This is a genomic window from Methylobacterium sp. J-067, assembly GCF_022829465.1.
Classification (GTDB): domain Bacteria; phylum Pseudomonadota; class Alphaproteobacteria; order Rhizobiales; family Beijerinckiaceae; genus Methylobacterium; species Methylobacterium litchii.
This window is the reverse complement of record NZ_JAKSXZ010000054.1, coordinates 1-23,330: the sequence shown is the minus strand read 5'-3', so window position 1 is coordinate 23,330 and position 23,330 is coordinate 1. Positions and strand designations below refer to the sequence as shown.

Below are 23,330 nucleotides of genomic sequence, written 5' to 3'. Positions count from 1 at the left end.
AACCTCAGGCCTTCGAGACGCCCCAGACGAAGGGGAGCGGCCCCTTCACGATGCCCTCGACGTTCTTGCGCCACGCTTGGTAGCCGAGGAAGAAGCCGGTCGGCGCGTAGACCACGCCGTCGAGGGCGGCGGCGTTCGTCTTGTCGATGGCCACCTTCTCGGACGCCTCGTCCGGCGCATCGAACCATTCGGCGATGCCCGATTCCACCGCCGGGATCGTCGGCCAGCCGAACCACGCCTTGTCGCCGTTGGCCCGCACCGCCGGGTAGCCGGCCGGGTTGATGGCGTCCGCGCCCGCGTGCCACGTGTGGAACATGTTCCAGCCGCCCTGCGCGATGGGCGCCTTGGAGGCGCGGCGGGTGCCCACCGTGCCCCAGTCGGTGGCGACGAAATCGACGTTGAAGCCGATCTGCTTCAGGAGGTCGGCGGTGATGTCGCCCTGCGCCTTGGTGATCGGCTGGTCCTGCGCCACGACGCAGACCACTTTCTCGCCCTTGTAGCCCGCCTCCTTGAGCATCTTCTTGGCGGTCTCGATGTCGCCCTTGCCGACCTTCGCGCCGCCCGCCTCGCTGTAGAGCGGCGTGCCCGGGGTGAAGAAGCCGGGCAGCGGCTTCCACAGGGCCTCGTCGTCGCCGACGATGGCGCGCATGTAATCCTCCTGGTTCATGCCCACGAGGACGGCCTGCCGGATCTTCGGATTGTCGAAGGGCGGGAGCAGATGGTTCATCCGGAACGAGCCGACATTGCCCAGCGGGTCGGCGATGTCGACGCGGATGTCCTTGTTCTTGCGCAGGAGCGGAACGAGGTCGGGGATCGGGTTCTCCCACCAATCGACCTCGCCGTTCTGGAGCGCCGCCGAGGCGGTGGCGGCGTCGGGCATGATCACCCATTCCACCCGGTCGATCAGCATCCGCTTGCCGCCCGCGAGCCAGGAGGCCGGCTCGTCGCGGGGCTTGTAGTCCTTGAAGGTCTCGAAGGCGGCGCGTGCGCCGGGCACCCACTCGTTCTTCAGGAACTTCATCGGCCCGGAGCCGACATATTCGGTGATCTGCGTGAACGGGTCGGTCTTTGCGATCCGCTCCGGCATGATGAACGCGCCGGGGACGTTGGTCTTGCCGAGCGCGAACAGAAGCTTCGGGAAGGGCTTCCGCAGGCGCCAGCGGAAAGCGGTGTCGTCCACGGCGGCGAGTTCGTCCTGGATAGCCTTGATCATCACGCCGATCGGATCGCGCGCCATCCAGCGGTTGAGGCTCGCCACCACATCCTTGGCCAGGACCGGCTCGCCGTCGTGGAATTTCAGGCCGGGGCGGAGCTTGAAGGTCCAGGTGAGGCCATCGGGGCTCATCTCCTCCGAGCCGACCATCTGCCGCTGCGGCTTCAGGTTGGCATCGACGCCGTAGAGCATGTCCCAGACCATCGCGCCGGCATTCCGCACCACGTACTGGGTGCCCCAGACGGGATCGAAGTTGGCGAGGTTGGATTGCGGCACGAAGCGCAGGACCTTGGCGTTCTGCGCGAGCGCCGGGGTGGCGAGACGGGGAGCCGCGAGGCCGGCGGCGCCGAGGGCGGCGGAAGTCTTCAGGAAGGTCCTGCGGTCCATCATCGTCTCCAAGCCGGGGCTGGCCGCCCCATCGAGCAGCCCCCGGAGGGCATCAATCGTTCGTTGGACTCGCGCGGCACACGGTGCCGGGATGGCCGGCGCTCGATGGCGAGCCCGTATCCGCGCGACGGTCGGTGAGGCTCCGGGATCACCGGGCTCGGACGGGATCGTTGCAAGCGCTGGGCCACCCTCGCCGTGCTCTCCATCCGCATGACCAACGGATGAGCAGCTTATTATCTGGGCAGCCGGCGTCTAGTTATGTTCGCGAAATGGCGTTGGAGAGAATAACTTTCTCCCACAGGCTCGTTCGGCACGGGCGTTGCCTCAGGGAAAGGCACGATATCCAAAATTCGAGAGAAACTCGATGAAGCGACGCACGGTGATCACGGGTGCCGGCGCCCTGCTGGCGGGAGCCATCGCACGCCCCGCCCTGGTGCGGGCGGCGAGCGCCTCCACCCTCCGCTTCGTGCCCTACGCCGACTTGGCGCTGCTCGATCCGATCATCACCACGAACTACGTCACGCGCACGCACGCGCTGATGGTGTTCGACACCCTGTACGGCCTCGATTCGTCCTATCGCGCGCAGCCGCAGATGGTGGCGGGCCACAGGGTCGAGGATGGCGGCCTCACCTGGCGGCTTACCCTGCGCGACGGGCTGCTCTTCCACGACGGCACCCCCGTCCTGGCCCGCGACGCGGTGGCGAGCCTGAAGCGCTGGGGCCAGCGCGATTCGTTCGGCAGCGCGCTGTTCGCGGCGGTGAACGAACTCACCGCCCCCACCGACAAGGAATTGCTGTTCCGGCTGAAACGCCCCTTCCCGCTCCTGCCGGAGGCGCTGGCGAAGCCGGTCTCCTACGTGCCGGTCATCATGCCCGAGCGGCTGGCCGCCGTGCCGCCGACCCAGGCCGTCACCGAGATGATCGGCAGCGGCCCCTTCCGCTACGTGGCGCAGGAGCGGGTGCCGGGCTCCCTCAACGTCTATCGCCGATTCGAGGGCTACAAGCCCCGCGAGGGCGGCACGGCGAGCTTCACCGCCGGCCCGAAGATCGCGCGGTTCGACCGGATCGAATGGCGCACCATCCCCGATGGCTCGACCGCCGCCGGCGCCCTGCGCTCGGGCGAGATCGACTGGTGGGAGCAGCCCCTCGTGGACCTCGTGCCGGCCCTCTCGCGGCAATCGGACATCAAGGTCGCGCTCATCGAGACCACGGGGCTGATCGGCCAGATCCGCCTGAACCACACGCAGCCGCCCTTCGACAACCCGGCCATCAGCCACGCGGTGCTGACGGCGGTGGACCAGGGCGAGATGATGGACGCGGTAGCCGGGACCGACCCCGCCATCCGCCGCGGCCCCTGCGGGATCTTCACACCCGGCGGCCCGATGGCCTCGGATGCCGGCATGAAGGCCCTGACCGGTCCCCGCGACCTCGCCGCCTCGAAGCGCGCCCTGGAAGCGGCGGGCTACAAGGGCGAGAAGGTGGTGCTGCTCGCCGGCACCGACGTGCCACGCATCTCCGCGATCTGCGAAGTGATGGGCGATGTCTGCCGAAAGCTTGGGCTGAATCTCGATTACGTCGCCACCGATTGGGGCACGGTGAACCAGCGCATCCTGAATGCGAAGCCCATCGACCAGGGCGGCTGGTCGATGTTCGGGGTCTTCTCGGGCGGGCTCGACCAGCTCTCGCCGGCCTACCACCTCGCCGCGCGGGGCAACGGCCGGTCGGGCATCCCGAGCTGGCTGACGGACGCGCCCATCGAGGACCTACGCAACGCGTGGTTCCAGGCCCCGGACCTGCCCGCGCAGCAGGCGCTCGCCGCCAAGATTCAGGCGCGGGCGCTGGAGGTCGGCGCCTACCTGCCCTGCGGCCAGTACTTCCAGCCTTCGGCCTATCGCAGCGACCTCGACAACATGCTCACTGGGCTGCCGCTCTTCTGGAACGTGAGCCGCGCCGGCTAGAACCAAATCCCCTCCGGCGGATTGCCCCAGCCGGAGGATGACATGGCCGATCTGTCCCAAGAGCCGAAGCACGTGAACGTCTCGGATCCGAGCGCCGCCGCCTATTGGGCGCGGCGCTTTCAGGTGCCCGTCGAGGCGGTCATCGCCGCCGTCCGCGAGGTCGGCAACGATCCGTCCGCTGTCGCCGCCCATCTCGGCCTGCCATGGCCTTACGAGGCCAGCGGCATCGTGTAGACGGGAGACCTGATCGTGCGGATCACCACGCGCTTGGCGGCGACGGCCCTCCTCGCCGTCCTGGCCGCGCCCTCCCCGGCCTGGGCCTGGGGTGTGCCGGGCTGCATCAACCTCCCGGAATACGAGCGGGCGCTGGGCGCCCTCGAGGGGATGCCGGGCCCCTGCAACATGAGCGTCGAGGAGGCACGCCGCATCGTGGCTGCCCAGGGCAACCGGCCGGGGGGCCTACTCGGCCGGATCATCGGTGGATCGCCCCCGCCCGTCGCCGACCCATACCCTTCTGAACGCGAGTTTGGCCATCGCAACAAAGCCGTGAATCGGTGATACGTCCCCCCGCTCGACGAGTACGAGGAGCATGAGGGAAACGCGATGCTGATGACCGTGGTGTACGTCATTGCCGTGCTGACGGCGTTGGACATGTCGGGCGTGGCGTTCCGCTGGGCCACCAACAAGCTGTCCCGGTAACGGCGCGATCATTCCAAAGCGAGTGAGGGCGGTGACGATGCCTTCACGACTGACGTGTTACCGTTGCGCATGAACAGCATCGCCGCCCAAATCGTCCAGATGCAGGCCGGAAGCTTCTCGCAGTCCGTCGGGACGGCGGTGGCGCGGCAGCAGATTGACGCGCAGAAATCCGTTGCCGACATGGTGGCTCAGACGGCCAATGCGGCCTCGCCCCCGGCCCCCCCCGGCCAGGGCCAGCTTCTGGACATCCGCGCCTAGGCGCGCGGCCGATCCTCAGGTCTTCTTCCGGCCGCACCCACCATCCGCCGCATGGGCGTTGATGTTCTCGGGCAGCAGGCCGGGAAAACGCGCCTCGATCTCCTCTCAGCGGGACTAGTTGCGCACCTCGAAGCCGTGGCGCTCGCTACGGATCAAGACAGCCAATCCCAGGACGGCGTGTCCAGCGTGAGCCTTCGGGGCGGAGGTGTGGTAGCTCGGCGTTGGCGCAAACGGCCGCGATGCTCAGCCCCTTCCCTCGCCTCACGGATTCCTCTGCGCAGGAGACGCCATGACCAGCCGAACCGGGCAATGCCATTGCGGCGCGGTGCAGTTCGAGGTGACGCTCGCCGAGGGCTTCAGCACCATCCGCCGCTGCACCTGCTCCTATTGCCGGATGCGCGGAGCGGTCGTGGCCTCGGCGGCGATGGGAAGCATCCGCATCACGCAGGGCGAGGACGCGCTGACCAGCTACCGGTTCAACACCGGAACGGCGCAGCACTTCTTCTGCTCACGCTGCGGGATCTACACGCACCACCAGCGCCGATCCAACCCACACCTGTACGGCGTGAACGTCGCCTGCCTCGATGGCGTCAGCCCGTTCGATTTCGCCGAGGTTCCGGTGGTGGATGGCGTCAATCACCCGAGCGACACCGGGCAGACGACCCGACGTGTCGGCACGCTGCGCTTCGATCCGGGCGTCGAAGTGGAATAAGCGAGAAAGGTGGGCCCCAGGGCCGAAGCCCTGGGTTCTGTTTCTACGGCTGCCCTGCCGCAAGATGCTTACGCCGCGAGGCGGGCATCCATGACAACGTTATCGTTGGCATTTAGAGTTTTGGTCAGGTGCCCGGAACAGGGGTTGCCTGCGCCAGACCGGTCGAGTCCTTACCGAAAGTCGCATCTTATCCTGCCGAAACAGGGTAGAACTCGCGATCCCTTTACCGTCCAGTCGATCCTGTTTCGCCCCCAGCAGAAGCACCCTGTCAGCGCGCGGCCCACATCGTCGGGCGCTCGCTCTGCCCCGCACATGGTCCGGGACAGGATGCTTATGGTGGAGGCGCCGGGTACCGCCCCCGGGTCCTGAAACGTTATTACGAATCGGTCGTCAACCTCACGGTCAATATAAGCCCTTCGAGGCGGCCGGTCCATTCCCCCTGCAAGGATTTGAGTGCAATCCGCACCGCTACGAGGCGGCGTCGATGGCGAACTCCATCCCGCGTCCGGGGCCCTGATCGCTGTAATCCGCGAGCATGAGGCCACGCTCGGACAGGGTCTCCTCGACGATCGCGCGCTCCTTGCGGATCATCAGCCCGACGGCTTGCGGCGTAAGGCGCGGATTGACGGCCTTCAGGCGATCGACGCCGATGGCGGACGGCGTACCATCACCCTCCGCAAGCCGCGCGAGGGCCAAGCCCAGATCCCGTGCTTTCGTTTCCGACGCCGACCGTCGTGCGAATGCCATGGCTCAAACCTCGGCGGAATGTTGCAGCGTGTGCGAATACGAGGACAGCGGGAAGCGAGGCTGGCTGACAAGGATGGTGGGCGGTGACGGGCTCGAACCGCCGACCCTCTCCGTGTAAAGGAGACGCTCTACCAACTGAGCTAACCGCCCGCAGCGGTGGTCGATACGGCATTGCCGGGCGTCTAGGCAAGGGCAGCCGCTCCCACGCCAGGCATATGAAAAAGCCCGGAGCGGGGGGCTCCGGGCTCTTTCGGTCTTAGTGGGCGATGAAGGCTGCGCCTTCCTCGTCAGGACGGGCGGCCGGCTTCACGGGCGGGAGCGGCTCGTCCCACTCGATCGGCTCGGGCTTGCTCAGCAACGCCCGCTCCAGCACCTGATCCATCCGCGAGACCGGAACGATCTCAAGACCGTTCTTCACGCTGTCGGGCACCTCGGCGATGTCCTTGGCGTTCTCCTCGGGGATCAGCACCGTCTTGATGCCGCCGCGCAGTGCGGCGAGCAGCTTCTCCTTCAAACCACCGATCGGCAGCACCCGGCCACGCAGGGTCACCTCGCCGGTCATCGCGATGTCGCGGCGGACCGGGATGCCCGTCAGGGTCGAGACGATGGCGGTGGCCATCGCGATGCCGGCGGACGGGCCGTCCTTCGGCGTCGCGCCTTCCGGAACGTGGACGTGGATGTCGCGACGCTCGAAGAGCGGCGGCTCGATGCCGAAGTCGAGGGCTCGCGAGCGGACGTAAGACGCCGCCGCCGAGATCGACTCCTTCATCACATCCTTAAGGTTGCCCGTAACCGTCATCTTGCCCTTACCGGGCATCATGACACCCTCGATCGTCAGCAACTCGCCGCCGACCTCGGTCCAGGCCAGACCCGTCACCACACCGACCTGATCGTCCGCGTCGATCTCGCCGTAGCGGAACTTCGGCGGGCCGAGGAAGGTCGGCAGGTTGTCCTCGGTGGCGTTCACCGACTTCGCCTTGGTGATCAGGATCTCCTTCACCGCCTTGCGGGCGAGGTTGGAGATTTCCCGCTCCAGGTTGCGGACGCCGGCTTCCCGCGTGTAGCGGCGCACCAGCATCATCAGCCCGTCATCGGTGATCGACCACTCCTTCTTGTCGAGGCCATGCTTCTTCATGGCGCTCGGGATCAGGTGCTTGCGGGCGATCTCGACCTTCTCTTCCTCGGTGTAGCCGGCGATACGGATGATCTCCATCCGGTCCATCAGCGGCGCCGGGATGTTGAGCGTGTTCGCCGTCGTCACGAACATCACGTTCGACAGGTCGTAATCGACCTCGAGGTAATGGTCGTTGAACGTCGAGTTCTGCTCGGGATCCAGCACCTCCAAGAGGGCCGCCGACGGGTCGCCGCGGAAGTCCATGCCCATCTTGTCGATCTCGTCGAGCAGGATGAGCGGGTTGGACGTCTTCGCCTTCCGCATCGACTGGACGATCTTGCCGGGCATCGAACCGATATAGGTCCGGCGGTGACCGCGGATCTCGGCTTCGTCCCGCACGCCGCCCAGCGACATGCGCACGAACTCACGCCCCGTCGCCTTGGCGATGGACTTGCCGAGCGAGGTCTTGCCGACGCCGGGAGGGCCGACGAGGCACAGGATCGGGCCGGTGAGCTTGTTCGCCCGCTGCTGCACGGCGAGGTACTCGACGATCCGCTCCTTGACCTTGTCGAGGCCGAAGTGATCCTCGTCCAGCAGCGCCTGCGCGCCGAGGAGATCCTTCTTGATCTTCGAGCGCTTGCCCCACGGGATGCCGAGCATCCAGTCGAGGTAGTTGCGCACCACGGTCGCCTCGGCGGACATCGGCGACATCTGGCGCAGCTTCTTCAGCTCCGCCGTCGCTTTCTCGCGGGCTTCCTTCGAGAGCTTGGTCTTCTCGATCTTCTCCTCAAGTTCGGCCAGCTCGTCGCGGCCATCCTCGGAGTCGCCCAACTCCTTCTGGATCGCCTTCATCTGCTCGTTGAGGTAGTACTCGCGCTGCGTCTTCTCCATCTGCCGCTTGACGCGGGTGCGGATGCGCTTCTCCACCTGCAACACAGAGATCTCACTCTCCATCAGCGACAGCACCTTCTCCAGGCGCTGGGCGACGGTCGGCGTCTCCAGGATGCCCTGCTTGTCGGCGATCTTGACGAGCAGGTGCGAGCCGATCGTGTCGGCGAGCTTGGACGGTTCGTCGATCTGCGTGACGGCGGAGACGACCTCGGGGGAGATCTTCTTGTTCAGCTTGACGTAGTTCTCGAACTCCGAGAGCACCGAGCGCGCGAGGGCTTCGGCCTCGACCTGATCGCCGAGTTCGTCATGAAGCGCGAGCGCGGTCGCCTCGTAATACTCGTCCGAGCGGGTGAAGTTCGCGATCTTGGCGCGGCCGACGCCCTCCACCAGCACCTTCACGGTGCCGTCGGGCAGCTTCAGAAGCTGAAGGACGCTCGCCAGCGTGCCGATCTTGTAGATCGCGTCGGTGGCCGGATCGTCGTCACCCGCGTTGATCTGCGTGGCGAGGAGGATGTGGCGGTCGGAGCGGACGGCCTCTTCGAGCGCACGGATCGACTTCTCGCGCCCCACGAAGAGCGGCACGATCATATGCGGAAAGACGACGATGTCGCGCAGGGGAAGGACGGCATAAGAGCCCGTCGAGCCCGGAATGACCGGCTGGCGCGATTTCGACTGGGTCATATCGGAAACCTCATCAGGAATGCCGGACAGAACGCCCCTCCGCAGACGGAGCAAGCACGCTGCCACGGCCGACCGGGCCGCGAGGGTCTATTGGGGAGATTGAGCGGCTGGTGGCGCGGTACCGTACCTCTAAGGAGCGTACGGCCACTACGCTGAGCCTGAGATGATGACGCCCCGGACGCCTTTCAAGGAGAACGGGACAGCGCAGCCCGGCACGACAACGCCGGGCTGTCATCGTCCTTACGCACTGACGCTGGCAGGCGCTTCCTTGCCGCGCTCGGCATGGATGTAGAGCGGGCGCGACTTGCCCTCGACCACCTCCGGGCCGATCACGACCTGCTCGACGGACTCGAGGCCCGGCAGGTCGTACATCGTGTCGAGGAGGATCGTCTCCAGGATCGAACGCAGGCCGCGGGCGCCGGTCTTCCGCTCGATCGCCTTGCGGGCGACGAGGGACAGGGCCTCGTCCTGGAACGTCAGGTCGACGTTCTCCATCTCGAACAGGCGCTGGTACTGCTTCACCAGGGCGTTCTTCGGCTCCTGAAGGATCTTCTTCAGGGCGGCCTCGTCGAGGTCCTCCAGGGTCGCCAGGACCGGGAGACGGCCGACGAACTCGGGGATGAGGCCGAACTTCAGCAGGTCCTCCGGCTCCACCGAGCGGAAGATCTCGCCGGTGCGGCGGTCGTCAGGGGCCTGCACGGCGGCGCCGAAGCCGATCGAGGTGCCCTTGCCACGCTGCGAGATGATCCGCTCCAGCCCGGCGAAGGCGCCGCCGCAGATGAAGAGGATGTTGGTGGTGTCGACCTGCAGGAACTCCTGCTGCGGGTGCTTGCGGCCGCCCTGCGGAGGCACGGAGGCGACAGTGCCTTCCATGATCTTCAGGAGTGCCTGCTGCACGCCCTCGCCCGACACGTCGCGGGTGATCGAGGGGTTGTCCGACTTGCGGGAGATCTTGTCGATCTCGTCGATGTAGACGATGCCGCGCTGGGCCCGCTCGACATTGTAGTCGGACGCCTGGAGCAGCTTGAGGATGATGTTCTCGACGTCCTCACCAACGTAACCGGCCTCGGTCAGCGTCGTGGCGTCGGCCATGGTGAACGGCACGTCGAGGATGCGGGCCAGGGTCTGCGCGAGCAGCGTCTTGCCCGAGCCCGTCGGCCCGATCAGCATGATGTTGGACTTCGCCAGCTCGACGTCGTTGTGCTTCGTCGCGTGGGCGAGCCGCTTGTAGTGGTTGTGCACCGCGACGGAGAGAACCTTCTTCGCGAAGTCCTGACCGATGACGTAGTCATCGAGGACGCGGCGGATCTCCTTCGGCGTGGGCACGCCGTCCCGGCTCTTCACCAGGGAGGACTTCGACTCCTCGCGGATGATGTCCATGCACAGCTCGACGCATTCGTCGCAGATGAACACCGTCGGGCCGGCGATGAGCTTGCGGACCTCGTGCTGGCTCTTGCCGCAGAACGAGCAATACAGCGTGCTCTTGGAGTCGTTGCCGCCAGACTTGCTCATATCGGTCTCCGATTCCCCACATGCGCTGCCGGCAAAGGGGCGCATGGCCATTTCGTGAAACGTAAGGGGGTTCGCTTAAAGAAACAGTGTGCTGCGCGCCTTTGACCGTAAGGTCATATCCCCCGATGCAAACACGCTGCCGCGGCAGGATCAAGGCCGCGGCAGCGCGTCGTGTCCGCTCAGGCGGCGGCCGGCTCGGGCCGCTTCTGAATGACCTCATCGATGAGGCCGAACTCCTTGGCCGCGTCGGCGGTCATGAAGTTGTCGCGCTCCAGCGCCGTATGGATCGCCTCGTACTCACGACCGGTGTGCTTCACGTAGATCTCGTTGAGGCGCCGCTTCAGGGCCTCGATCTCGCGGGCGTGGATCAGGATGTCGGTCGCCTGACCCTGGAAGCCGCCGGAGGGCTGGTGGACCATGATCCGGGCGTTCGGCAGGGCGAACCGGTGGCCGGGCTCACCAGCCGTCAGCAGGAGCGAGCCCATCGAGGCGGCCTGACCGACGCAGAGCGTCGTCACCGGGCAGCGGATGAACTGCATCGTGTCGTAGATCGAGAGGCCCGAGGTCACCACGCCGCCGGGCGAGTTGATGTAGAAGGAAATTTCCTTCTTCGGGTTCTCGGCCTCGAGGAACAGGAGCTGCGCGACGATGAGCGACGCGCCGTAATCCTCGACCGGGCCAGTCAGGAAGATGATCCGCTCACGCAGCAGGCGGGAGTAGATGTCGAAGGCGCGCTCGCCGCGGCTCGATTGCTCGACCACCATCGGCACGAGGGCATTGTTGTAGACGTCGATCGGATCTCTCATCTCATCCTGCCCCGGGGGTGAGGCCCGGGGCCCGTCGAATCACGGGCCACCGGGCATGCCAGCGAACAACGGCGATGCTTAACCATCGCCTAAAATGGTTGCCCGCTGCCCAAGGTAGGCGCGGGCTCAGTCGGCCGAATCGGCCTTTTCAGCCGGCTTATCACCGGTCGTGTCGTCTTCCTCGTCGTCGGCGAACAGGGCGTCCTTCGCGACGGGCTCTTCCGTGACTTTGACCTGACCGAGGACGTGGTCAACCACCTTTTCCTCGAACAGGGGGGCCCGCAGCTCCGCGAGCGCCTGCGCATTCTTACGGTAGAAGTCCCAGACCTGCTGCTCTTGGCCCGGGAACTGCCGCACCCGGGCGATGAGGGCCTGATTGACCTCCTCGTCGGAGACCTTGATATCGGCGCTCTCGCCGACCTGCGCAAGCACGAGGCCGAGACGCACGCGACGCTCGGCGATCTTGCGATACTCGGCCTTGGCCTTTTCCTCGTCGGTGCCCTCGTCCTCGAAGGTCTTGCCGCGGGTCTTCAGGTCTTGCTCGACCTGCGCCCACACCGCCGCGAATTCCTGCGCCACGAGGGACGGGGGAAGCTCGAAGGCATACTTGCCGTCCAGCGCGTCGAGCAGTTCCTTCTTCAGGCGGCGGCGCGAGGCGGCCTCGTAATCGCTGCCGATGGCCTTGGAGATGGCGTCCTTCAGGTCGGCCAGGGTGTCCATGCCCATGGTCTTGGCGAACTCGTCATCGATCTTCGCCTCGCCGGGCTGCTGGATCTTGGTGACGGTCACGTCGAACTCGGCATCCTTGCCGGCCAGCTGCTCGGCGCCGTAGCCCTCCGGGAAGGTGACCTTCACGAGGCGCTGCTCGCCGACCTTGGCGCCGACCAGCTGGTCTTCGAAGCCGGGGATGAAGGTGTTCGAGCCGAGTTCAAGGTCGATGCCCTCGCCCTTGCCACCCTGGAACTCCTCGCCGTCCATGCGGCCGACGAAGTCGATGGTGACGCGGTCGCCCTTCTCGGCGGCGGCGCCCTCTTCACGGTCGGCGAACGGGCGGCTCTGACCGGCCATGCGGTCGAGGGCTTCGGTCACTTCCTCGTCCGAGGGGGTGGCGACGAGCTTGGTGAGGCTGACGTCCGAAAGGTCGGCGAGCTCGAAGCTCGGCATCACTTCGAGCGCCACCTTAAAGGCGAGGTCGGCCTTGGCGTCGAGGGCCTTCTCGACCTCCTGCTGGTCGGAGGGGAACTCGATCTGCGGCTCGAGGGCGAGCTTCAGGTTGTTGTCGCTGACGATCTTGCGATTCGCCTCATTCACGGCGTTCTGCACGACGTCGGCCATCACCGAGCGGCCGTAGACCTTACGCAGGTGGGCGACCGGCACCTTGCCGGGGCGGAAGCCCTTCAGCTGCACCTTGTCCTTCATGCCGGCGAGTTCGCTGGTCAGGCGCTCCTCGAGTTCCTGGGCGGCCAGCAGGACCTGATATTCCCGCTTGAGGCCCTGGGTGTTGATCTCGGTGACCTGCATCGTCGTCGCTCTTCCAGAATCGTGTGCCGCCCCGCCCCATCGAATCCGGGCCGGGGTTCAACGGCAGGGAAGGAGGCGGGCGTCGGCAGACGCAGGAGATTCCTGCCGTCGCGGGGTGGCCTGGTGCGGGCGGAGGGGCTCGAACCCCCACGTCTTGCGACACTGGAACCTAAATCCAGCGCGTCTACCAGTTCCGCCACGCCCGCGCGCGCCGACAACCCGGCCCGTCGCCGGCCGCCGGAAGCGCGCCCTATAGCACGCGCGACGGCGGCCGCAGCAAAAAAGTTCGGCCTGTTGCCTCCGGTGGCGCCATCGCTCTCGCGCGGTTATGGAGCGGCGCTGTCCCGCCGCCCTTGAGGATCCATGGCCGACGAGTCCACGCCGCATCCCGTCCTGATTCCGGGGCCCGATTCCCGGTCGTCTCGCCTCGCCGTCGCGCCCTCGCGGCGGGTGATGGTCGGCGGCCTCGCGGTGCTCGGCCTCGCCGGCCCGGCGCGGGCGCAGACCCCGACGGCCGCGCCGGAGCCGAAGGGATTGCTGGCGGGGCCGGGCAAGGTCCGGTTCAAGCCGGAGCCGGCGCAGGAGACGGCGATCTGGTGCTTCGACGGGAAGGTCACGCCGCCGATCGTCCGGGTGAAGCTCGGCCAGCCGGTGCGGCTCCGGCTGAAGAACACCACCGACAAGCCGCTGTCGTTGCACTGGCACGGAGTGCGCAACGTCAACGCCATGGATGGCGTCGGCGGGGTGACGCAGGCGCCCGTGCCGCCGGGCGGCGACTTCCTCTACGAGTTCACGCCCCCCGATGCGGGCACCTTCCTGATCCGGCCGCTCGTGGTCGGCGGATCGAGCGAACCCGCCGGCCGGGGGCTCGCCGGGATGCTCGTGGTGGAGGAGACGACCCCGCCCCTCGTCGATGCCGATCTCGGGCTGGTGCTGCAGGATTGGCGGCTCGAAGGCGATGGCACCCTGATGCCGTTCGGGCAGACCAGCTTCGCGGCCGCGAGCGGGCGGCTCGGCAATCTGGTGACGGTGAATGGCGGCCCGGTGCCGCAGGCCATCGAGGCGCGCCCCGGCAGCCGGATCCGCCTGCGAATCGCCAACGGCTGCAACGCACGGGGCACGCGGCTGCGATTCGAGGGCGTGAAGGTCTACGTGGCCGCCGTCGACGGCCAGCCCACGGACACGTTCGAACCCCTGCGCGCCACCCTGCCCTTCCCGCCGGGCACCCGCTACGACCTGATGGTCGACCTTCCCGACGAGGAAGGCGCGAAGGCGAGCGTCATCGCCCTGATCGGCTCCGGCCTGACGCTGGCGAGCGTGACGACCAAGGGCGACAAGCTCTCCCAGAAGCGCCCGCCCATCGGCCCTATCGGCGAGAACAAGAAGCTTCCCGCGGAGGTGAAACTGCAGAACGCGATGCGGCGGGACGTGGTCATCACAGGCGGCGCCTTCGTCCCGAAGGAGACCGGCGACGCGAAGGACAAGCCCGCGCTGGAGCCGGTCTATACCGGCGATCCGAAGAAGGTCTGGGCGATCAACGGCATCAGCGGCGCCATCGGGCAGGCACCGATCTTCACGGTGAAGCGCGGGCAGGTCGTGGTGCTGGCGCTGCGCAACGACACCGCCTTCCCGCAAGCCCTGCACCTGCACGGCCACTGCTTCCGGCTGCTCCACCCGCTGGACGACGGCTGGGAGCCCTACTGGCTCGACACGTTCCAGCTGCTCGAAGGCCGCACGGCGCGGATCGCGTTCCTCGCGGACAATCCCGGCCGGTGGCTCATCAGCGCCACCGTGCTGGAGCGATTCGACACCGGCCTCTGGACCTCGTTCGAGGTCACGTAAGTCCGGCGAGCACGGCGGGCATCAGTTCGGGCAGGTCCTCCGCGATGAGGCCCGGCCCATGGCGCAGGCCGGCATCGCCATGGAGCCACACGGCGGCGCAGGCGGCTTCGAAGGTCGGCATTCCCTGCGCCAGTAGCCCGGCGATCAGACCGCCGAGGACATCGCCGGAGCCGGCTGTGCCGAGATAGGGCGTGCCATGGTCGTTGATCGCGGCCCGGCCGTCCGGATGCGCCACCACCGTGTCCGCACCCTTGAACACGATCACCGTCCCCGTCAGCACGGCGGCGGCGCGGGCGCGCTCCACCTTGCTGCCCGCCTGCATCACCTTCGTCTCGTCGAACAGCCGGGCGAATTCCCCCGCATGGGGGGTCAGCACCGCCTCGCCACCGCCCTCCGCGATCAGCCCAGCGAGGTGACGCGCCCCGCCCGCGAAGCTCGTCAGCGCATCGGCATCGAGGACGAGGCGCCGCCCCGCCGAGGCCGCCACCGCCACGCGATCCTGCGTCGGCTCGCCCACGCCGAGCCCCGGCCCGAGCAGCACGACGTTCAGGCGCTCGTCCGTCAGCAGATCGTCGAGGTCGTCGGGCTCTTCGCAGCGGCGCAGCATGATCGCGGTGAGATGGGCCGCATTCTCCGCGAGAGCGGCAGCCGGCGAGGCCATCGTCACGAGCCCTGCCCCGACCCGCAGGGCCGCGCGGGCGGCAAGGCGCGCCGCGCCCGTCTTGGTCGCGGGTCCGGACACGACGACCGCGTGGCCGCGCGTGTACTTGTGGCTGGCCCGCGTGAGGCGCGGAAACTCGCCCCGCCAGAGGTCGGGCCCATTGTGATGGAGCGGCGGCAGGGAGGCTTCGAGCCCGGCGGCGAGGGCCGCCTCCCCCGCGCCGATCTGCGCCACATGGATGTCGCCGCAGAGCGAGCGGCCCGGTTCGAGCAGATGCGCGGGCTTGCGCGCAACGAAGGTCACGGTCTCCACCGCCTCGAAGGCGACGCCGCGCACCGCGCCGCTGTCACCATCGACGCCGCTCGGCACATCGACCGCCAGCACCGGCAGGCGCGCCGCATTCACCGCCTCGACCATGGCCCGCGCCGCACCGTCGAGATCGCGGGAGAGGCCGGCGCCGAACAGCGCGTCGATCACGAGGTCGGTGCCGGCGAGGTCGCCCGGCAGGTCCGCCTGCACCGGCCCCGACCATGCCTCGGCCGCGAGGGCGGCATCGCCCCTCAGCGCTGCCCGGTCGCCCAACAGAACCAGCATCACACCGTAGCCGTCCGCCGCGAGAAGGCGCGCCGCGACGAAGCCGTCGCCGCCGTTGTTGCCCGGCCCGCACAGGACGAGCACCCGCCCGCCCTGCGGTGCCAGCGCCCGCGCCCGCGCGGCGACCGCCGCGCCGGCCGCCACCATCAGGGCGATGCCCGGCACCCCGCCGGCAATGGCCGCCGCATCGAGTTTGCCCACCGCCGCAACGCTGAGCACCCGAGTTCCCCGATCGCTCATTGCCCTAGCCTCGACCATCGGATGCTCACCTAATGGACAAAATCACGCCGATCGCCTGAATGATGCGCAGGAATTGAGCACGAAATAGGCAGTTTCGAGCCAAGCGCCGGCAAAACGCCGTGGCGGCTGGATCGCGGCGATGTTACTGTCTCGTGACGTGTACAGACAGGCCCGAGCGGCATGAAGAAGATCGAAGCGATCATCAAGCCCTTCAAGTTGGACGAAGTGAAGGAGGCCCTCCAGGAGGTGGGCCTTCAGGGAATCACCGTGATCGAAGCCAAGGGCTTCGGGCGCCAGAAGGGCCATACCGAGCTCTATCGCGGTGCCGAGTACGTGGTGGACTTCCTGCCCAAGGTGAAGCTTGAGATCGTGCTGTCGGACGCGCTCGTGGAAGGCGCGGTCGACGCGATCCGCAAGTCGGCCCAGACCGGCCGCATCGGCGACGGCAAGATCTTCGTCTCCACCATCGAAGAGGCGATCCGCATCCGCACCGGCGAGACCGGCCCGGACGCCATCTGAGCGCATCGGCAGTCGAGGGACACTATTCCCGGACTGCCTGATTTTCGCTCTTGCACGAATATCCGGCAAAACCCGTTTTGGCATGGTTGCCGGCAACGCGTGACCTTACATTCCTCCTGACGGGGCGGCCGAATGGGCCGCTCCACAGAGCCAGGAGGGCTGAGCGATGGCCGAACACGCGCTGCGCGGGTCCGCGAAAGTCTACGATCTCTCAGCTTTCCGTCGCGCCCAGGCGGCCCGCCGGCCCGTCGAGGCCGCCAAACCCGTTCCCGTGGTGAGCGGCGGCGCGTGGTACCACGAAGCCGCCATCCGCGACGAAGACCGCCCCCGGGGGCGCTGACATCCCATAAACGAGAAAGCCGGACCCGAAGGCCCGGCTCTCTCATATCAGTAGACCGCGTCGGTCTCAGGCCGCAGCGGAGCTGGCGCCCTGCACCGAGGCGATGGTCTTCAGGACCTGCGAAGCGATCTGGTAGGGGTCGCCTTGGGAGTTCGGGCGGCGGTCTTCCAGATAGCCCTTGTAGCCGTTGTTCACGAAGGAATGCGGCACGCGGATCGAGGCGCCACGGTCAGCCACGCCGTAGCTGAACTTGTTCCACGGCGCGGTCTCATGCTTGCCGGTGAGGCGCATGTGGTTGTCCGGGCCGTAGACGGCGATGTGGTCCTCGATGTTGACCTCGAAGGCCTTCATCAGGCTCTCGAAATACTCCTTGCCGCCGACTTCGCGCATGTGCGCGGTCGAGAAGTTGCAGTGCATGCCCGACCCGTTCCAGTCGGTGTCGCCGAGCGGCTTGCAGTGGTACTCGACGTCGATGCAGTACTTCTCGCAGAGGCGCTGCAGGAGGTAGCGGGCCATCCACATCTCGTCGGCGGCCTTCTTGGAGCCCTTGCCGAAGATCTGGAATTCCCACTGGCCCTTCGCCACCTCGGCGTTGATGCCCTCGTGGTTGATGCCGGCCTCAAGGCAGAGGTCGAGATGCTCCTCGACGATCTGGCGGGCGACGTTGCCCACGTTCGAGTAGCCGACGCCCGTGTAGTACGGGCCCTGCGGGGCCGGGTAGCCCTGCTCGGGGAAGCCGAGCGGACGGCCGTTCTGGTAGAAAAAGTACTCCTGCTCGAAGCCGAACCACGCGCCCGCGTCATCAAGGATGGTCGCGCGCTTGTTCGACTCGTGCGGGGTCTTGCCGTCCGGCATCATCACTTCGCAGAGCACCAGCACGCCGTTCTTGCGGGCCGGATCGGGGAAGTGGCGCACGGGCTTGAGCATGCAGTCGGAGCTGCCGCCCTCGGCCTGCTTCGTGGAAGACCCGTCGAAGCCCCACATCGGAAGCTGCTCAAGGGTCGGGAAGCTGTCAAATTCCTTGATCTGCGTCTTGCCACGCAGGTTTGGCACCGGCGTGTAGCCGTCGAGCCATATATACTCGAGCTTGTATTTCGTCATTCCGGTCTCTCGCCGATCTCTCGATCCCTTGTCGACGCGGCGCCCCGCAGATCATGGGGCTCCGGCGAACGGCACGCCGCCTTTGCAACGGTCGCCGAACCCTAAGCACGCATCGTGCCATCGGCGCGGCGTAACCCGTGATGTTCCATCACTTCCGGTCACAGAACCGTGAGCTCCTTGGGCGATACGGTGAGGGGAGACAAGCATCATTCTGTTGCAAACCTGCCTATTGTCCTATTATAGGCCAGCCAGAAGATAGGATTAGCGGGACGAACCGATAGCTCTCGAAGTCGAGCAGCAAGGCTGGCGGCTGTCGGCGTTGACGGTGCAGGTGACCCTTCTTCGGTCTGATTGACCCTCAAGCCGTGCAATGCAAATCAATCGCTTAGTCCGATTGGCGATCCAAATAGCGGCCAGTGAACAGAAGAAACGGAGGCGCTCGAGAGGCTGCGTAAATAAATTACAAGCACTATTGACACTGCTTGTCTCACGTATCCGCAAACGATTTAGTTCTTTTTTAAATTTGATGTTGTGAACGAAATCATCATAGAGAATTTTGAGCTAAAGTCGACAGAGGTATATTCGGCATCTGAGGGAAGACCGGACGAAGTTTTGTAACTCGGCGTTTTGGCTACCCACGGGACGCGAGAATGATGCTAAAGATGGTTTGGACGCTGGCAGGTAAAACACATGTAGTATTGGCTTATTTATTGTGCACGACCCAACAAGAGCCTGCGGTTATTGAACCATTACAACCACCCCGCGTAACGGCGGTGAGTGACATGCTGCCTTCTAAAGAATTCGAACAATATGGCCGCATGTTCATTCAGGATCTGCACCTGTTCGGCAATTCGATGGAGGAAATCATTGACTGCATTATAGAAAACTATGACGAATCAAAAAAAGATGAATTGCGTAATTTTGTTGAAATTATACTCGGGTCGAACCTTACACATGAAGATTTGCAGCGACTTTGGTCCGCGACAGACAGCGATATCTATTTCTATTCGGCCGAAAGATTTAAGGAATTCCTGAGGATGACGCGAGATCGGCTCCGACGCGGAGGTCGGACCGCAGCGAGCGGATGCCCGATGCGAATTCGCTGAGCCCACGGCTTGAGCGTGATTCCCACGGCCTGGGTGGTGCCGAGCCGAGCCGGGCTGTATGGGTCGGCCCGGCTGAACGAAAGCCAGGAGAGACGCCACGATGACCACTGCAGCCGAAGTGCTCAAGACGATCCGGGACAACGACGTCCGCTACGTCGACCTCCGCTTCACCGACCCGCGCGGCAAGTGGCAGCACGTGACCTTCGACGTCTCGATGGTGGACGACGCCTTCTTCTCCGAGGGCCAGATGTTCGACGGCTCCTCGATCGCCGGCTGGAAAGCGATCAACGAGTCGGACATGCTGCTGATGCCCGATCCGTCCACCGCCTGCATGGACCCGTTCTTCTCCGCCGCGACGCTCTCCGTCGTGTGCGACGTGCTGGAGCCGGAAAGCGGCGAGCCCTACGGTCGCGATCCCCGCTGCACCGCCAAGCGCGCCGAGGCCTACCTGCAGGAGATCGGCATCGCGGATACCGTCTATGTCGGCCCCGAGGCCGAGTTCTTCGTGTTCGACGACGTGAAGTTCTCCGCCGACCCGTACAAGACCGGCTTCGAGCTCGATTCGACCGAGTTGCCGACCAACGGCTTCACCGATTACGAGGGTGGCAACCTCGGCCACCGGATCCAGACCAAGGGCGGCTACTTCCCGGTACCGCCGCAGGATTCGGCGCAGGACATGCGCGGCGAGATGCTGGCGGCCATGGCCGCGATGGGCGCCACCGTCGAGAAGCACCACCACGAGGTGGCCAGCGCCCAGCACGAGCTCGGCCTGAAGTACGACACGCTCACCACGATCGCCGACCACCTGCAGATCTATAAGTACTGCATCCACAACGTGGCGCAGAGCTACGGCAAGACCGCGACCTTCATGCCGAAGCCGGTCTACGGCGACAACGGCTCGGGCATGCACGTCCACCTGTCCCTTTGGAAGGATGGCAAGCCGCTCTTCGCGGGCGACAAGTATGCCGGCCTGAGCCAGGAGTGCCTGTACTTCATCGGCGGCATCATCCGGCACGCCAAGGCGCTGAACGCCTTCACCAACCCCTCCACCAACTCGTACAAGCGGCTGGTGCCGGGCTACGAGGCCCCCGTGCTGCTGGCCTACTCGGCCCGCAACCGCTCGGCCTCCTGCCGCATCCCGTGGACGAAGAGCCCGAACGCCAAGCGGCTCGAGGTGCGCTTCCCCGATCCGACCGCCAACCCGTACCTCGCCTTCTCGGCGCTGCTGATGGCCGGCCTCGACGGCATCCGCAACAAGATCGACCCCGGCGCGGCGATGGATAAGGATCTCTACGACCTGCCGCCGAAGGAGCTGCGCCGCATCCCGACCGTCTGCGGCTCGCTGCGCGAAGCCCTTACCAGCCTCGACAAGGACCACGCCTTCCTCACGGCCGGCAACGTGTTCACCCAGGATCAGATCGAGTCGTTCATCGAGCTGAAGATGGCCGAAGTGCTGCGCTACGAGATGACCCCGCACCCGATCGAGTTCGTGCAGTACTACTCGCTCTGATGGGCAAGGGCCGCGGGTCTTGTATCCGCGGCCTCACTGAACCCCGGGGCCGGCGCGGTCGACGGACCCTCCTCGCCGGCCTGATCGGGAAGTGACCGGCGAGGAGGATCTGGCCCAGTGGCTAAGCTCGGGCGGGCCCAAGCTAGCAGTATCCTGCGGGGATACCGTCACCCCAAAACCTCACTGCCATCCCGACACGGCGGAAATCCGCAGTCTTCCGCCGCGCAAACGTCGCAGTGTAGAGCTTTCGCGCTCACGTATGGGCGAAGATGTCGGCCTCGTCCCATCCGAGCAGGTCGAGCCGGGCGCGGGCCGGCAGGAATCGGAAGCACGCCTCGGCCAGATCGGTGCGTCCCTCGCGCGCGAGCATCGAATCGAGCTTCGCCTTGGCCGCATGGAGATGCAGCACGTCGGAGGCGGCGTAATCGAGTTGCGCCTGGGTGAGCGTGTCGGCGCCCCAATCCGAACTCTGCTGCTGCTTCGAGAGATCGACGTCCACCGTCTCGCGCACCACGTCCTTCAGGCCGTGCCGGTCGGTGTAGGTGCGGGCGAGCTTCGAGGCGATCTTGGTACAATAGACCGGCGAGGACATCACGCCGAGCCGGTGAAACAGCACCGCGAGGTCGAACCGGGCGAAGTGGAAGAGCTTCAGAACCGATTCGTCGCCGAGCACCCGGATCAGGGTCGCGGGGGCCGGGCCGCCGGGGACGATCTGCACGACGTCCGCCGTCCCGTCGCCCGTCGAGAGCTGGACGACGCAGAGCCGATCGCGGTGTGGGTTGAGGCCCAGCGTCTCGGTATCGATCGCGACGGAGGTGCCGGGATCGTAGGAGGCGGGCAGGTCGCCCCGGTGGAGGCGGACGTTCGGGTTCTGGGACACGGGATCGGCTCGGCGAAAGAGGATTGCGGCCGGTATCACCCGAACCGAAGGGGAACAAGGCTGGGAGGACGCCTGCGGACGCCCTAAGCTCGCAGGGCGCGGATGGCGCGCGGGAAGGACCTGAGCCCATGCAAGACATCGCCTCCATGAGTGCGGCCGAGATGATCAAGGCGCTCGGGCTGCAGCCGCACCCGGAAGGCGGGCATTATAAAGAGACGTTCCGCGATCCCCGCAGCGCGGACGGCCGGTCGGTCGGCACGGCGATCTACTTCCTGCTCGATGTCGGCGAGGCCTCGGCATGGCACCGGGTCGATGCCGCCGAGATCTGGCATTGGTATGCGGGCGCGCCCCTCGTCATCACCGTGAGCCCGAACGGGCACGATGCCTCCGCCCACCATCTCGGCCCGGAGATCGGGCGTGGGCAGAGGCCGCAATTCGTGGTGCCCGCCGGCCATTGGCAGACCGCCACCAGCCTCGGCGCCTGGACCCTCGTCGGTTGCACCGTGGCGCCGGGCTTCGACTTCGCCGGGTTCGAACTCGCCCCGCCGGATTGGCGCCCCCTCCCCCGCGCCTGACGTCAGGCCGTCCGCGACGCCCGCACCGCGAACAGCGCCCCGGCCACGATGAGCAGACACGAGAGAGCGAGCGCCGGCCGGGCCGGCGCGTAGCCGGTCGCCACGAGGATGAGCGTCGAGAGAACCGGCGCGGCATAGGCCGCGACGCCGAGGAGGCGCACGTCGCCCCGCTTGCAGCCGATGTCCCAGAGATAGAACGCGGCGCCGACCGGGCCGAGGCCGAGCAGGACGATGGACGCCCAGGCGCTCGCCTCCTGCGGCCAGACGCTCGTCTCGAAGACGAGATGGCAGACGAGGCTGAGGAGCCCGGTCGCGAGGCAGAAGCCGGCAACCGCCTCGGTCGGGACGGTGCCGACCCGCGCGGATAAGACGGAATAGCCAGCCCAGACGAAGGCCGCCGCCAGGGAGGCGGCGTAACCGGGCAGCGCGTCCGTGCCGAAGCCGATATCCCGCCCGGCGAACAGGATCCCGACGCCCGCGAGTCCCATCAGCGCCCCCGCGACATGGCCGAGCCGCAGCCCCTTCGCGCCGGGGAGCCATGCGGAAAACAGCACGATCAGTAGCGGCCAGAGATAATTGATGAGCCCCGCCTCGGCCGGCGGCGCGAGGCGCAGAGCCGTGAAGTAAAGCGCGTGGTAGCCGAACAGGCCGCCAACCCCGAGGAGCCAGACGGGAATCGGTTGGCGCAATGCCCGCGCAAGGTCGGGCCGGACGAGGAAGCGCGCGCAGCCGAGCGCACCGCCGATCAGAAAGGTGATCGACGCCAGCTGAAACGGTGGCACCCCGCCGGATGCCGCCGTGAACAGGGCAAGCAGAGTCCACAATAGAATTGCCCCAAACCCAATAGTTGTAGCCCGGGAATCTCGCGAATCTGCCGTCATCTTCCATCCACGGATCGGCCGAACCGGCTCGGCCTGGGGAGAAACCGACCCTTCGGTGGGCGGCAGTCCCAGCAACACTGCACGTCCAACGGGCAGCTACCGCACTTTGCCCGCGCTTCATGCACAGGACGCAAACCTTTGCCGGCAATAGCCTTCCCAAAATGTTGCGGGCCAGCAACATCACGTCGGAACGACGCGGGGAAAGACAAATCCAAGTTGAACCGGCTTGGCCGTTCGCACATGGTGACTGGGCACGGGGGCATCGCCAAGCGACGGCCCGCTGGAGCCCGCCAATTAAGACGCGGGCCAGATCAAAAAAAGAACGCGGCGTGATCCGGAAAACCGGGCAGTCCGCATCTTGGGTCTCGAAGCTTTGGAGATGATGATGAAGCTCTTGAAGAGCTCTCTGCTTGGGTCGGCTGCGGCTCTCGCCGCCGTCGGTGCCGTGCAGGCCGCCGACCTTCCGGTCAAGAAGGCGGTCCCGATCGAATTCGTGCGTGTCTGCTCCGCCTACGGCGCCGGCTTCTTCTACATTCCCGGCACCGACACCTGCCTCCGTCTCTCGGGCCGCGCCCGCTTCGAG

At 66.4% G+C, this 23,330-nt stretch carries 22 protein-coding genes, 2 tRNA genes and 1 other RNA gene; 12 read left to right on the top strand and 13 right to left on the bottom strand.

From position 1 onward, the window contains the following. Positions 1-4 precede the first annotated feature (4 nt). On the bottom strand, positions 5-1,600 hold the full coding sequence (locus tag MKK52_RS04910; RefSeq protein WP_243952705.1) for an ABC transporter substrate-binding protein: 1,596 nt from the start codon (positions 1,598-1,600) through the stop codon (positions 5-7). A 364-nt stretch (positions 1,601-1,964) separates the two neighbouring features. Here MKK52_RS04910 and MKK52_RS04905 point away from each other — a divergent pair, with 364 nt between their 5' ends. The 5 genes from MKK52_RS04905 (at position 1,965) to MKK52_RS04885 (ending at position 5,226) form a co-directional block, all read left to right on the top strand. Continuing rightward, positions 1,965-3,557 carry an ABC transporter substrate-binding protein gene (locus MKK52_RS04905; protein ID WP_243952704.1) on the top strand — a complete coding sequence of 531 codons (1,593 nt, stop codon included), beginning with the start codon at positions 1,965-1,967 and terminating at the stop codon, positions 3,555-3,557. Between the two features lie 42 nt (positions 3,558-3,599). Further along, positions 3,600-3,791 (top strand): DUF3606 domain-containing protein, encoded by a 192-nt coding sequence (locus MKK52_RS04900; protein ID WP_243952703.1) that lies wholly within the window; start codon positions 3,600-3,602, stop codon positions 3,789-3,791. A 15-nt stretch (positions 3,792-3,806) separates the two neighbouring features. After that, positions 3,807-4,115 (top strand): hypothetical protein, encoded by a 309-nt coding sequence (locus tag MKK52_RS04895; protein WP_243952702.1) that lies wholly within the window; start codon positions 3,807-3,809, stop codon positions 4,113-4,115. Between the two features lie 210 nt (positions 4,116-4,325). Beyond that, positions 4,326-4,514 (top strand): putative motility protein, encoded by a 189-nt coding sequence (locus MKK52_RS04890; protein WP_243952701.1) that lies wholly within the window; start codon positions 4,326-4,328, stop codon positions 4,512-4,514. A 289-nt stretch (positions 4,515-4,803) separates the two neighbouring features. Then, positions 4,804-5,226 (top strand): GFA family protein, encoded by a 423-nt coding sequence (locus tag MKK52_RS04885; protein ID WP_243952700.1) that lies wholly within the window; start codon positions 4,804-4,806, stop codon positions 5,224-5,226. 26 nt (positions 5,227-5,252) lie between these two features. Here MKK52_RS04885 and ssrA read toward each other — a convergent pair. The 8 genes from ssrA to MKK52_RS04845 all read right to left on the bottom strand — a co-directional run bounded on the left by ssrA (position 5,253) and on the right by MKK52_RS04845 (position 12,704). Continuing rightward, positions 5,253-5,663: a transfer-messenger RNA gene (ssrA, locus tag MKK52_RS04880) on the bottom strand. A gap of 31 nt (positions 5,664-5,694) precedes the next feature. Next, on the bottom strand, positions 5,695-5,973 hold the full coding sequence (locus MKK52_RS04875; RefSeq protein ID WP_243952699.1) for an adenylosuccinate synthase: 279 nt from the start codon (positions 5,971-5,973) through the stop codon (positions 5,695-5,697). Between the two features lie 74 nt (positions 5,974-6,047). Continuing rightward, positions 6,048-6,123 (bottom strand) — tRNA-Val (locus MKK52_RS04870). A gap of 106 nt (positions 6,124-6,229) precedes the next feature. Beyond that, positions 6,230-8,659 (bottom strand): endopeptidase La, encoded by a 2,430-nt coding sequence (gene lon / locus MKK52_RS04865; protein ID WP_243952697.1) that lies wholly within the window; start codon positions 8,657-8,659, stop codon positions 6,230-6,232. A gap of 240 nt (positions 8,660-8,899) precedes the next feature. Then, positions 8,900-10,171 carry an ATP-dependent Clp protease ATP-binding subunit ClpX gene (gene clpX / locus MKK52_RS04860; RefSeq protein WP_243952695.1) on the bottom strand — a complete coding sequence of 424 codons (1,272 nt, stop codon included), beginning with the start codon at positions 10,169-10,171 and terminating at the stop codon, positions 8,900-8,902. 179 nt (positions 10,172-10,350) lie between these two features. Next, positions 10,351-10,977: an ATP-dependent Clp protease proteolytic subunit gene (locus MKK52_RS04855; RefSeq protein ID WP_243952693.1), complete on the bottom strand. Its 627-nt coding sequence runs from the start codon at positions 10,975-10,977 to the stop codon at positions 10,351-10,353. A gap of 126 nt (positions 10,978-11,103) precedes the next feature. Next, entirely contained in the window at positions 11,104-12,498 is a 1,395-nt protein-coding gene (gene tig, locus MKK52_RS04850; RefSeq protein ID WP_243952691.1) for a trigger factor, read from the bottom strand. Positions 12,499-12,619: 121 nt separating this feature from the next. After that, positions 12,620-12,704 (bottom strand) — tRNA-Leu (locus MKK52_RS04845). Positions 12,705-12,861: 157 nt separating this feature from the next. Here MKK52_RS04845 and MKK52_RS04840 point away from each other — a divergent pair. After that, positions 12,862-14,340, top strand: coding sequence for a multicopper oxidase family protein (locus MKK52_RS04840; protein WP_409564622.1), 1,479 nt, complete (start codon positions 12,862-12,864; stop codon positions 14,338-14,340). Here the strand turns inward: MKK52_RS04840 and MKK52_RS04835 are convergent. Then, positions 14,333-15,853 (bottom strand): NAD(P)H-hydrate dehydratase, encoded by a 1,521-nt coding sequence (locus tag MKK52_RS04835; RefSeq protein ID WP_243952690.1) that lies wholly within the window; start codon positions 15,851-15,853, stop codon positions 14,333-14,335. The two genes, MKK52_RS04840 and MKK52_RS04835, sit on opposite strands and share 8 nt — an antisense overlap. Positions 15,854-16,015: 162 nt before the next feature. Between MKK52_RS04835 and MKK52_RS04830 the strand changes: the two genes are divergently transcribed. Both MKK52_RS04830 and MKK52_RS04825 read left to right on the top strand, forming a co-directional pair. Next, the gene (locus MKK52_RS04830; protein WP_238248076.1) at positions 16,016-16,354 is read left to right on the top strand and encodes a P-II family nitrogen regulator; all 339 of its coding nucleotides are present in this window, start codon (positions 16,016-16,018) and stop codon (positions 16,352-16,354) included. A 166-nt stretch (positions 16,355-16,520) separates the two neighbouring features. Continuing rightward, a complete protein-coding gene (locus tag MKK52_RS04825; protein ID WP_243952689.1) occupies positions 16,521-16,694 on the top strand; it encodes a DUF2735 domain-containing protein in 174 nt (57 codons plus the stop codon). Between the two features lie 66 nt (positions 16,695-16,760). On the opposite strand, the gene MKK52_RS04820 is transcribed toward MKK52_RS04825, so the two are convergent. Further along, positions 16,761-17,795 carry a glutamine synthetase beta-grasp domain-containing protein gene (locus MKK52_RS04820; protein ID WP_243952688.1) on the bottom strand — a complete coding sequence of 345 codons (1,035 nt, stop codon included), beginning with the start codon at positions 17,793-17,795 and terminating at the stop codon, positions 16,761-16,763. A gap of 662 nt (positions 17,796-18,457) precedes the next feature. Between MKK52_RS04820 and MKK52_RS04815 the strand changes: the two genes are divergently transcribed. Both MKK52_RS04815 and glnA read left to right on the top strand, forming a co-directional pair. Beyond that, positions 18,458-18,901 (top strand): hypothetical protein, encoded by a 444-nt coding sequence (locus tag MKK52_RS04815; protein ID WP_243952687.1) that lies wholly within the window; start codon positions 18,458-18,460, stop codon positions 18,899-18,901. A 100-nt stretch (positions 18,902-19,001) separates the two neighbouring features. After that, positions 19,002-20,411: a type I glutamate--ammonia ligase gene (glnA, locus tag MKK52_RS04810; protein WP_243952686.1), complete on the top strand. Its 1,410-nt coding sequence runs from the start codon at positions 19,002-19,004 to the stop codon at positions 20,409-20,411. A gap of 253 nt (positions 20,412-20,664) precedes the next feature. Here glnA and MKK52_RS04805 read toward each other — a convergent pair whose 3' ends face one another. Then, on the bottom strand, positions 20,665-21,291 hold the full coding sequence (locus MKK52_RS04805) for a ribonuclease D (protein WP_243952685.1): 627 nt from the start codon (positions 21,289-21,291) through the stop codon (positions 20,665-20,667). Between the two features lie 146 nt (positions 21,292-21,437). Between MKK52_RS04805 and MKK52_RS04800 the strand changes: the two genes are divergently transcribed. After that, positions 21,438-21,866, top strand: a complete 429-nt coding sequence (locus MKK52_RS04800; protein ID WP_243952776.1) for a cupin domain-containing protein — start codon at positions 21,438-21,440, stop codon at positions 21,864-21,866. A gap of 2 nt (positions 21,867-21,868) precedes the next feature. Here MKK52_RS04800 and MKK52_RS04795 read toward each other — a convergent pair whose 3' ends face one another. Next, positions 21,869-22,747: a DMT family transporter gene (locus MKK52_RS04795; RefSeq protein WP_243952683.1), complete on the bottom strand. Its 879-nt coding sequence runs from the start codon at positions 22,745-22,747 to the stop codon at positions 21,869-21,871. A gap of 385 nt (positions 22,748-23,132) precedes the next feature. Between MKK52_RS04795 and MKK52_RS04790 the strand changes: the two genes are divergently transcribed. Further along, positions 23,133-23,330 (top strand): porin (locus MKK52_RS04790; RefSeq protein ID WP_243952682.1); only part of this gene is annotated, 198 nt, incomplete at its 3' end.